Raw genomic sequence first — 9,661 nt, 5'->3', positions numbered from 1 at the left:
CGTAGCGGTAGCGGCCGCCGACCCGCAGGTCGACCGTGCAGTGGGGCATGCTCCAAAAGATGCCCTCTGCCGGCGCAGGGCTCAAGGGGAGCTCCGCCCGGAAATTCGCATAGTCCTGCGCGGTGACGCCCGCGGAACGGTAGATCGCCATGATCGGCACGTCGCCCTCCCAAGGAAATGGCCGAACCGTGTTCGGTCCGGCCATCCTTAGGCGTCTATTGCCGAATTGCAACCAGGGCGACAGTGAGCCTAGCGCTTGTTGAGCGGCGTGAAGTCACGAGCGGGGGCGCCGGTGTAGATCTGCCGGGGGCGGCCGATCTTCTGCGACGGATCCTCGATCATTTCCTTCCACTGCGCGATCCAGCCCACGGTGCGGGCCAGGGCGAACAGCACGGTGAACATGTCCGCCGGGAAGCCGAGGGCGCGCAGGGTGATGCCGGAGTAGAAGTCGACGTTCGGGTAGAGCTTGCGCTCCACGAAGAATGGATCGCTGAGGGCGACCTTCTCGAGCTCCATGGCCACCTGCAGCAACGGGTCGTTCTCGGCGCCGACTTCCTTCAGCACCTCGTGGCAGGCCTGCTGCATCACCTTCGCGCGCGGGTCGTAGTTCTTGTAGACCCGGTGGCCGAAGCCCATCAGCAGGTAGCGACGGTCCTTCACCCCCTGGACGAACTCGGGGATGCGGTCGACCGAGCCGATCTCGGCCAGCATGTTCAGGCACTCCTCGTTCGCCCCGCCGTGCTTGGGGCCCCACAGCGAGGCGATGCCGGCGGCGATGCAGGCGAACGGGTTGGCGCCCGACGAACCGGCGAGGCGGACGGTCGAGGTCGACGCGTTCTGCTCGTGGTCGGCGTGCAGGATGAAGATCTTGTCCATCGCCTTGGTCAGGACCGGATTGGGCTTCCAGTCCTCGGCGGGGACCGAGAAACACATGCGCAGGAAGTTCTCGGCGTAGGAGAGCTCGTTGCGCGGATAAACGAACGGCTGGCCGCGGGAATACTTGAAAGCCCGCGCGGCTATGGTCGGCATCTTGGCGATCAGCCGGTGGGCGGAGATCATCCGCTGTTCCGGGTCATTGATGTTGGTGCTGTCGTGGTAGAAGGCGCTCATCGCGCCGACGGCGCCGCACATGATCGCCATCGGGTGAGCATCCCGACGGAAGCCTTGGAAAAAGCGGTCGAACTGCTCGTGAACCATCGTGTGATAGGTGATGGTCTGCTCGAACTCTGAATACTGGGCCGCGCCCGGCAGCTCGCCGTGCAGCAGCAGGTAGCAGACTTCCAGGAACGTCGACTTCTCAGCCAGATCGTCGATGGCATAGCCGCGGTGCAGCAGAATGCCCGCGTCCCCGTCGATGAAGGTGATCTTGCTCTCGCAGGACGCGGTCGACGTGAAGCCCGGATCGTACGTGAAGACATCTGCTTCCGCGTAGAGCTTGCGGATATCGATGACGTCGGGGCCGGCGGTGCCCTTCAGAACCGGTAGATCGACCGTCTTGCCGCCGACCTGGAACTTCGCAGTCTCGCCCATATGACCCCCATGTCTGCGGCTTAACACCCGTTCGGGTTATACCTTTTTACGAGACGAGCGAAAGCGCGTCGTCGAGGCGCCCCAGGCTCTCGTCGCGGCCGAGCGCTGTCATCGCCCCGGCGAGGTCCGGGGCGGGCGCTCCGCCGGAGAGGATCGCACGCAGCTGCGGGCCGATCTTGCCCAGGCCGACGCCTTCCGCTTCGGCGAAGCCGCGGAGCGCGCCCTCCAGACCCGGGACCGACCAATCGGACACCTGGCCCAGGGCCGCGCGCAGGCGGACGAAGCGGCCGGCCATCTCCGGCTCCGCGAGTTGAGTGCGGGTCTTCTCCGGCAGCTCGAGCGGCCGGGTCTTCAGCACGAACATCGGGGTGGTCTTGGCGCCGTCGCGGGCGAGGGGGAGGGTGCGCTCTATCAGGGCCAGATCGCCCTGCTTCAGGCTGACGCCGCGATCCTCGAGGACATCGTCGACCAGGAGCGCCAGCCGCGCCGGCTCCGCCAGCCGGATGTAGTGGTTGTTGAGGTGATTGAGCTTGGCCCAGTCCAGGCGCGCCGGAGCACTGACCACGTCGATCAGGTCGAACCACGCGATGGCCTGAGCATCGGAGAAGATCTCGTCGTCCCCGTGCCCCCAGCCCAGCTTGGCCAGGTAGTTGCGCAGGGTCTCGGGCAGGTAGCCCATGTCGTCGAATTCGGTGAGCGCCTGAGCGCCGTGGCGCTTGGACAGCTTCGCGCCATCCGGGCCATGGATCATCGGCAGGTGCGCCCAGACCGGGACCTCCCAGTCCAGCGCCTGGTAGATGATCATCTGGCGTGCGGCGTTGTTCAGGTGGTCGTCGCCGCGGATGACGTGGGTGATGCCCATGTCATGGTCGTCCACCACGACGGCGAGGTTGTAGGTGGGGTTGCCGTCCGAGCGCAGCAGGATGAGGTCGTCCAGGCTCGTGTTCTGGAAGCGGATGTCGCCCTTGATGGCGTCGGCCACGACGGTGTCGCCGTCCTGCGGGCTTTTCAGGCGCACGGCGTAGGGGCGGTCGGGCCAGGTCGCCGGATCGGCGTCGCGCCAGGGTGAGCGCACCACCCGGCCCTCGGCGCGGGCGCGCTCGCGCTCGGCCTCCAGTTCCTCGGGCAGCATGTAGTCGCGATAGGCCTGGCCGCGCGCGACCAGCTCGGCCACCGCCTCGCGGTGGCGGTCGGCGCGGGCGTGCTGGAACACCGGAGGCTCGTCGGGCTCCAGCCCCAGCCAAGTCAGCCCGTCGAAGATCACCTGCACAGCGGCCTCGGTGGAGCGCTCCCGGTCGGTGTCCTCGACGCGCAACAGGAACTTCCCGCCCGTGTGGCGAGCGTAAAGCCAGTTGAAAAGCGCGGTCCTGGCCGTGCCAATGTGCATCATGCCGGTTGGCGAGGGGGCGATCCGGGTGCGGACGGGGCGGTCTGACATCAAGCTCGATGGGGTTGGGGAGGGCGCGGCGGCGCTGACCTCCGACGTGGGGGCGGCGCCTCTTAACACGCGCGCTCGATGGCGGCCTAGCCTGCGGCGGACGGGCGACTGGTTGGCCGAGCAGCTCGAGGCCCAGGCCGACCGCTGGACGCTGTGGACGCCGGTGGCGCTTGGGCTGGGATGCGCGGCCTATTTCGGACTGCTGCGCGAGCCGCAGGCGTGGATCGGCTGGGCGTTGCTGCCGGTGATGGCCGCGCTGCTCCTGGCTCGGCGCTGGAGCGTCTGGCGGGCCACCAGCATTGCGCTGATGCTGAGCGCCTGCGCGGTGGGTGGTTTCGCGGTGGCGAAGCTGCGGGCCGAGGCCGTGAAGGCGCCGGTGGCGCAGGCCGGCGCGCGGCCGCAGTGGGTGGAGGCGTGGGTGGTGGACGTCGCCGCCCCCGGCCAGGGGGGCCAGCGACTGTTGCTGGCGCCGATCCGGGTGGGTGACTGGGCGGCCGAGGCGACCCCGGTCCGATCGCGGATGACGCTGCGGCCGGGGACGCCGCTGCCGGCGCCGGGGGAAGCGGTGCGGGTGCTGGCGATCCTCAACCCGCCGCCGCCGCCGGCCAGCCCCGGAGCCTACGACTTTGCCCGCGATGCCTATTTCGAGAGCATCGGCGCGGTGGGCCTGGCGCTGCGGCCGCCCGAGACGGTGTCGGCAGAGGCGACCGCGCCATGGCGCCTGCGGCTGACCATGCGGATCAACGCGGCGCGCTGGGCGCTCACCCGGCGGATCGTCGAGACCCTGGGGCCGGAGACCGGAGGGCTGGCGGCGGCGATGACCACCGGGCACGAGGCCTTCATCCCTCGGGAGCAGGTGGACAACCTGCGCGCCGCGGGTCTCGCGCACATCATCTCGATCAGCGGCCTGCACATGGCGATCGTCGGCGGGTTCACCTTCGGCCTGGCGCGACTCCTGATCGCCGCCTGGCCCTGGCTGGCGCTCCGAATCCACGGCAAGAAGGCCGCGGCGGTCGTCGGCCTGGCAGCGGTGCTGGGCTACCTGGTGCTGTCGGGCGCGCCGCCGCCGGCGGAGCGAGCGGCGATCACTGCCTCGGTCGCCTTCGCAGCCGTGCTGGTCGACCGCCAGGGGATCAGCCTACATGCCCTGGCCCTGGCGGCCATGGCGGTGCTGCTGCTGCAGCCGGAGGCTGTGACCGAGCCCGGGTTCCAGATGTCATTCGCCGCGACGGCGGCCCTGGTGGCGCTGGCCGAGATCTGGCCGCGGCCGCTGAAGGAGATCGACGTCCCCTGGCCGATCCGGATCACCCAGGCCGCCGTCACCTGGACGGCCGCCAGCCTGGCGGTGAGCTTCGTCGCGGGACTGGCTACGGGGCCCTTCGCCATCCAGCACTTCAACCGCGTCTCCACCTGGGGCCTGTTCGCCAACCTGGCGGTGGCGCCGATCTCCTCCTTCCTGATGATGCCGGGGCTGGCGCTGGGCGCATCGCTGACGCCGTTCGGGCTGGGCAAGGCGCCGCTGGAGGTGGCCGGCTGGTCGATCGGGCTGATCAATCAGGTGGCGGCCTGGGCGGCGGCCGCGCCGCTGGCGCAGGTGGTCATCCCCAGTGCGCCGGATTGGGTGCTGCCGGTCAGTTTCCTCGGTCTCCTCTTCATGTGCCTTTGGCGAGGACCGCTGCGCTGGGCGGGCCTGCCGCTGGCCCTGGCTGTCCTCTGGGCGCCGCGGCCGGCGCCGCCGGACGTCTGGGTCAGCGCGGACGGGGCGGCGGTGGCCATGCGCGAGGGCCGCGACGCGGTGTTGCTGCGGCCCGACGTGAAGCTGTTCGGCGCCGAACTGTGGTCGCGGCGGCGCGGCCTGACGCCTCTGCCCAGCGAAACAGCGCGCGACGCCCGGTTCGAGTGCGACTCCTGGAGCTGTGTGGCCAGGCCGACGGCGCCGGTCCGGCTGGCCGCGGCGTGGAACGTGCGGCGTCCGCTGGCGCCGGGTCGGCTGGGGGCGATGTGCGCCAGCGCGGAGCTGGTGATCCTGCGCAATAGCTTCCGACCCGAGAGTTGCGCGGCGCCGACGGTGCTGACGGGGGAGGATTTCGCGCGCGGCGGGTCGGCCGAGCTCTACAGGTCCCACCGTGGATGGCGCATCGTCTGGGCGCAGGATCGTCGGGGCCGACGGCCGTGGACGTGGGGCCACGATCCGCGATGATGTTCGCTAGGCCGCTCCGGGAACGGGTCCGTGCAGGGGAGATCACCACCAGCGTGCGGATCTGGCAGACACCCCGGGTGAGGGTCGGCGGTCGCTATCCGCTACTGGACGGGCATATCGAGGTGACGCGGCTGCAGGAGATCGACCTGGAAGACGTCACCGAGACGATGGCGCGCGCGGGTGGATTTGCGAGCCTCGAGGCGTTGATGGCGACGGCCCGGCATGGTCGCGGCGAGCGGGTGTTCATCGTCGACTTTGTCTACCGCTCCGGCTCTCCGGGTTCGAATTGACTTCACGACACACGTTAAACGTGTAGTGTAGCCGTGCGCCGGCCATCTGGTCTGGTCAGTCGGAACTGAGTTCATGCAGCGTGGTGTACGAGTAGCGGCGCCTCAATACAGGGCTCAGCATCGCCTGGCTGCAAGCGGCGCGGCTCGCGACACGGGACGCGCGCGCTCTGGGAAGTGGCGCCCGGGCGCTGGCCTGCTGATCGCGGTGCTCGCGTCTCTCGGCCTATGGGCCGCGATAATCTCTCTTGCCCGCGCGATCCTGGGTTGAGTTAGTGGTAGCGCCGGATGAGGCCCACCAGCTTGCCCTGCACTGCCACCTGGTCAGGGCCGAAGATGCGGGTCTCGTAGGCCGGGTTGGCGGCCTCGAGGGCGATGGACGCGCCCTTCTTGCGCAGGCGCTTCAGCGTGGCTTCCTCACCCTGGATCAGCGCCACGACGATGTCGCCTGACACGGCGCTATCGGTGCGCTTGATGACCACGAAGTCGCCGTCGAGGATGCCGGCGTTGATCATCGAGTCGCCGGCGATTTCCAGGACGAAGTGCTCGCCCGCGCCCAGGATGCTCTCGGGCACCGGCATGCGGTCGCGCTCCTGTTGGATCGCCTCGATCGGCGTGCCGGCGGCGATCTTGCCGAGGATGGAGAGCTCGCGGCTGTCGTTGGCGGCGGCCGGCTGGGTGGGCCCGCCGTCAACCAGCTGCGGCTTGAAGGGGGCGCGGCCCTTGGGCGGCGCGGTGGGCGTGGCCTGCTGAGGCAGCTTCACAACCTCAAGCGCTCGGGCGCGATGGGGAAGGCGGCGGAGGAAGCCGCGTTCCTCCAGGGCGGTGATCAGGCGATGGATGCCAGACTTCGACGCCAGATCGAGGGCTTCCTTCATCTCATCGAAGGATGGCGACACGCCGCTTTCCTTGATCCGCTCATGGATGAACATCAGGAGTTCGTGTTGCTTGCGCGTGAGCATTGGGAACCTCGAAGAACAAATCGCAAACGTCTTGCGATGTTCTCCAGGTGTTCCGCATTAATGTCAAGTTACAGCGGCAGGCGTTGAAAGATTTACGGAAAATCCGCGCCGCCAGGCGACTCAGCCGAGCAAGGACCGAGTCGCCGCCTCGACGTCGACCTGCCCCATCAGGCTTTCGCCGACCAGCATCGCGGTCGCGCCCGCGCTTTCGAGGCGCGCGACGTCGGCCGGGCTCGCGATACCGCTCTCGGTGACCAGCAGGGCGCCGGGCGGTGCGGCCGCCGCCAGTCGCTCGGTGGTCGCGAGATCGGTGGCGAAGGTCCTCAGGTTGCGGTTGTTCACGCCAACGAGGTCTGCGCCGAGCGCGCCGGCGCGGGCCATTTCGGCGGCGTCGTGCACCTCTACCAGGGCGTCCATGCCAAGGCGGCGCGCCTCGGCCATCAGTTCGGCGGCAAGGCTGTCGTCGACCATGGCCAGGATCACCAAGATGGCGTCGGCGCCCAGGGCCCGGCTCTCGGCCACCTGCCAGGGGTCGACCAGGAACTCCTTGCGCAAGCACGGCAGGGAGACGGACTCGCGCGCGGCGGTGAGGTAGGCGTCCGTTCCCTGGAAACTGGGCGTATCGGTGAGCACGGAGAGGCACGCGGCGCCGCCGGCTTCGTAGGCGCGGGCGAGCGTGGGCGGATCGAAGTCGGCGCGGATCAGGCCCTTCGACGGCGATGCCTTCTTGATCTCGGCGATCAGCGCCAGCCGGCCGGGCGCATGGGCGCGTTGCAAGGCGGCGCGGAAGCCGCGTGGCGCCGAGGCGCGGTCGTTGGCCACGGCCGGCGCGGTGGCCTTGCGCTGCGCCACCTCCTGGCGCTTGTACGCCGCGATGGTCTCGAGGATGTCGCTGCTCATCGGCCGCAGATCTCGACAAGCTTGTCCAGGGCGGCCTGGGCGCGTCCGTCGTCGATGACCGCGCCGGCGAGGTCGACGCCCTCGCGCAGGGTCTCGACCTTCTCCCCGACCAGGAAGGCCGCGGCGGCGTTCAGGAGCACGATGTCGCGGTAGGCGCCGGCTCGGCCCCGCAGCAGCTCGCGGAGCGCGGCGGCGTTCTGGACCGGGTCGCCGCCGGTCAGGTCGGCCAGGGCCGCCCGCTTGAGGCCCACGGCTTCGGGCGTGACCGTGAACAGCCGCACCTGGCCCTCGCGGAGTTCCGCCACGCTGGTCTCGCCGGTGGTCGACATCTCGTCCAGACCATCGCCATGCACCACCCAGGCCCGCTCTGAGCCCAGCACACCCAGGACCTGAGCCAGCGGCGCGACCCAGCGCTCGGCGAACACGCCCACCACCTGGCGCTGAGCCCCGGCGGGGTTGGTGAGTGGGCCCAAAAGGTTGAAGATCGTGCGGAAGCCGAGCTCGGCGCGGATCGGCGAGACGTGGCGCATGGCGGCATGATGAGCCGGCGCGAACAGGAAGCAGATGCCGGCCTCGTCCAACGCCTTCAGCTGCCGCTCGGCGCCTGGGTCGACGGCCACACCCAGCTCGCCCAGCACATCGGCGCCGCCCGACTTGGACGAGAGCGCACGGTTGCCGTGCTTGGCCACCTTGAGACCGCCGCCGGCCGCCACGAAGGCGACGGCGGTGGAGATGTTCAGCGTGTGCAGCCCGTCTCCCCCGGTCCCGCACACATCGATGGTGGGGTAGGGCGGGTCGATGTGCACGGCGGCCCTGCGCATGGCCCGGGCGCTGGCCGCGATCTCCCCCAGCGTCTCGCCCCGCATGCGCATGGCGGTCAGCGCGGCGCCCACCTGGCTTGGCGTCGGCTCGCCGCGCAGGCAGGCGGCGAAGAACTCTCCGGCGTCTTCCTCGGACAGCGTTCCGCCGTCGGCCAGTCGCGACAACAGCGGCTTGAAGGCGTCGGACATGCCTGGGGCGCTCAGACCTGGCTGAGGCGCTTCACGCCGGCGAGGTCGAGGAAGTTGCCCAGCAGCTCATGGCCGCATTCGGTGGCGATCGATTCCGGGTGGAACTGTACGCCGTGGATCGGTCGGGACCGGTGCTGGAAGCCCATGATCTCGCCGTCCTCGGAACGCGCCGTGACCTCCAGGACCTGTGGCAGATCGTCCGCCCGCACGGAAAGGCTATGATACCGCGTCGCCGTGAACGGGTTCTTCAGGCCCGCGAACACACCACGGTTCTCGTGATGGATCAGGCTGGTTTTCCCATGCATCAGGGCCCGCGCGCGGACGACCGCGCCGCCAAACGCCTGGCCGATCGCCTGATGGCCCAGGCAGACGCCGAGGATCGGCAGCGTTTCCGGAGCCTGGCCGACGAGCCCGAGACAGATGCCGGCTTCGTTGGGGGTGCAGGGACCTGGAGACAACAACACGGCCTCCGGCCGAAGATCCAGGGCGTCTTCGACGGAGATCGCATCGTTGCGATGGACGACCGTCTCCGCCCCCAGCTCGTTCAGGTAATGGACGAGGTTGTAGGTGAAGCTGTCGTAGTTATCGATCACCAGGATCATCCGGCTTCTCTAGGCTTTGCCGCACCCGCCGCCAAGCGCGATGCTGTGCGCATGGGGTTAACCGATTCCCGGCTGGACATGAGGCAGGTGACTGCGGCGCGGTCGCTGCTGAAGACTCCGGTCCGGCGCGATCCCCTGTGGCCGGCGCTGGTCGCGGCGACGGCGCTTGCCCTGACCTCGGTGATGTTCGCCGCGGTTGCCGTACTGGCGCCGCCGGCGACAACGGAGCACATGGCGAGGAGCGCGCCAGGGTAACGCGCGCTCCTAGGCGGTGGTGAAGCGCCCGGCCGCTGGAGCCTGGCGCCTCACCTGACCGCCCGCGCTGCTACTGGGGCTCGTCGGGCGCCTTGGTCGTGCTTTCGACGGGCTTCGCCTTCCAATCGTAGTTCGGCTTGTCCTTAGCGGATTCTGTCGCCGCCGCCGTGGTGTCCGAAGCTGGCGACGCGGACTCGTCGGCCGGATTTGCCGCCCTGTCCTCGTGCATCGCTGTGGACTTGTCCGCCTTGGAAGCCTTGTCGGCCTCGGACGGCGCAGCGGCCGGATCCGCGGGCGGCGTCGGCTCGCCAGCCAGGGCGAGGCCGGGCATAAGGCACGCCAGAGCGGCGGCCAGAACGTGTCTGGGCATCGATAAGCGCCTCCGAGTGCCCCCCACCTCGCAAGCACGACGGCTTGCAAAGGCGGCCTGGGGCTGTCCGACGCGCGGCGGGACCGGCGGTTAGATAGGTCGGCTCA

Annotated in this window: 10 protein-coding genes and 1 pseudogene; 3 read left to right on the top strand and 8 right to left on the bottom strand. The window is 69.4% G+C overall.

Going from position 1 to position 9,661, the window contains the following annotated elements; all coding sequences use genetic code 11:
- The 3 genes and pseudogenes from QZV94_RS16090 to gltX all read right to left on the bottom strand — a co-directional run.
- Window positions 1-205 (bottom strand): annotated as a pseudogene (locus tag QZV94_RS16090) (hypothetical protein); the annotation flags it as partial.
- 44 nt (window positions 206-249) lie between these two features.
- Window positions 250-1,530, bottom strand: coding sequence for a citrate synthase (gltA, locus tag QZV94_RS16085; protein WP_293678964.1), 1,281 nt, complete (start codon window positions 1,528-1,530; stop codon window positions 250-252).
- 46 nt (window positions 1,531-1,576) lie between these two features.
- On the bottom strand, window positions 1,577-2,968 hold the full coding sequence (gene gltX / locus QZV94_RS16080) for a glutamate--tRNA ligase (protein WP_293678962.1): 1,392 nt from the start codon (window positions 2,966-2,968) through the stop codon (window positions 1,577-1,579).
- 112 nt (window positions 2,969-3,080) lie between these two features.
- On the opposite strand from gltX, the gene QZV94_RS16075 reads away from it, so the two are divergent.
- A complete protein-coding gene (locus tag QZV94_RS16075) occupies window positions 3,081-5,168 on the top strand; it encodes a ComEC/Rec2 family competence protein (protein WP_293678960.1) in 2,088 nt (695 codons plus the stop codon).
- Window positions 5,165-5,458 (top strand): ASCH domain-containing protein, encoded by a 294-nt coding sequence (locus QZV94_RS16070; RefSeq protein ID WP_293678958.1) that lies wholly within the window; start codon window positions 5,165-5,167, stop codon window positions 5,456-5,458. The genes QZV94_RS16075 and QZV94_RS16070 overlap by 4 nt, the downstream gene beginning before the upstream one ends.
- A gap of 269 nt (window positions 5,459-5,727) precedes the next feature.
- On the opposite strand, the gene lexA is transcribed toward QZV94_RS16070, so the two are convergent.
- From lexA to QZV94_RS16050, 4 genes are all read right to left on the bottom strand, one after another.
- Complete coding sequence (lexA, locus tag QZV94_RS16065; RefSeq protein ID WP_293678956.1) at window positions 5,728-6,417, bottom strand: transcriptional repressor LexA; 690 nt, start codon at window positions 6,415-6,417, stop codon at window positions 5,728-5,730.
- A gap of 120 nt (window positions 6,418-6,537) precedes the next feature.
- Window positions 6,538-7,317, bottom strand: coding sequence for an indole-3-glycerol phosphate synthase TrpC (gene trpC, locus QZV94_RS16060; RefSeq protein ID WP_293678954.1), 780 nt, complete (start codon window positions 7,315-7,317; stop codon window positions 6,538-6,540).
- The gene (gene trpD, locus QZV94_RS16055) at window positions 7,314-8,327 is read right to left on the bottom strand and encodes an anthranilate phosphoribosyltransferase (protein WP_293678952.1); all 1,014 of its coding nucleotides are present in this window, start codon (window positions 8,325-8,327) and stop codon (window positions 7,314-7,316) included. The genes trpC and trpD overlap by 4 nt, the downstream gene beginning before the upstream one ends.
- A gap of 11 nt (window positions 8,328-8,338) precedes the next feature.
- A complete protein-coding gene (locus tag QZV94_RS16050; RefSeq protein ID WP_293678950.1) occupies window positions 8,339-8,929 on the bottom strand; it encodes an aminodeoxychorismate/anthranilate synthase component II in 591 nt (196 codons plus the stop codon).
- A gap of 78 nt (window positions 8,930-9,007) precedes the next feature.
- Between QZV94_RS16050 and QZV94_RS16045 the strand changes: the two genes are divergently transcribed.
- The gene (locus tag QZV94_RS16045; RefSeq protein WP_293678948.1) at window positions 9,008-9,184 is read left to right on the top strand and encodes a hypothetical protein; all 177 of its coding nucleotides are present in this window, start codon (window positions 9,008-9,010) and stop codon (window positions 9,182-9,184) included.
- Between the two features lie 70 nt (window positions 9,185-9,254).
- Here the strand turns inward: QZV94_RS16045 and QZV94_RS16040 are convergent, their stop codons facing one another.
- Window positions 9,255-9,554: a hypothetical protein gene (locus tag QZV94_RS16040; RefSeq protein ID WP_293678946.1), complete on the bottom strand. Its 300-nt coding sequence runs from the start codon at window positions 9,552-9,554 to the stop codon at window positions 9,255-9,257.
- Window positions 9,555-9,661: the final 107 nt, after the last annotated feature.

This window comes from uncultured Phenylobacterium sp. (assembly GCF_902826855.1).
In the GTDB taxonomy this organism is placed as follows: domain Bacteria; phylum Pseudomonadota; class Alphaproteobacteria; order Caulobacterales; family Caulobacteraceae; genus Phenylobacterium.
This window is presented reverse-complemented; position numbering and strand designations above follow the sequence as displayed.

Excerpts from the sequence above, each read along its gene's own strand:
- gltA (WP_293678964.1), bottom strand. The coding sequence starts at position 1,530 with ATGGGCGAGACTGCGAAGTTCCAGGTCGGCGGCAAGACGGTCGATCTA.
- gltX (WP_293678962.1), bottom strand. The coding sequence starts at position 2,968 with ATGTCAGACCGCCCCGTCCGCACCCGGATCGCCCCCTCGCCAACCGGC.
- QZV94_RS16070 (WP_293678958.1), top strand. The coding sequence starts at position 5,165 with ATGATGTTCGCTAGGCCGCTCCGGGAACGGGTCCGTGCAGGGGAGATC.
- lexA (WP_293678956.1), bottom strand. The coding sequence starts at position 6,417 with ATGCTCACGCGCAAGCAACACGAACTCCTGATGTTCATCCATGAGCGG.
- trpC (WP_293678954.1), bottom strand. The coding sequence starts at position 7,317 with ATGAGCAGCGACATCCTCGAGACCATCGCGGCGTACAAGCGCCAGGAG.
- trpD (WP_293678952.1), bottom strand. The coding sequence starts at position 8,327 with ATGTCCGACGCCTTCAAGCCGCTGTTGTCGCGACTGGCCGACGGCGGA.
- QZV94_RS16050 (WP_293678950.1), bottom strand. The coding sequence starts at position 8,929 with ATGATCCTGGTGATCGATAACTACGACAGCTTCACCTACAACCTCGTC.
- QZV94_RS16045 (WP_293678948.1), top strand. The coding sequence starts at position 9,008 with ATGAGGCAGGTGACTGCGGCGCGGTCGCTGCTGAAGACTCCGGTCCGG.
- QZV94_RS16040 (WP_293678946.1), bottom strand. The coding sequence starts at position 9,554 with ATGCCCAGACACGTTCTGGCCGCCGCTCTGGCGTGCCTTATGCCCGGC.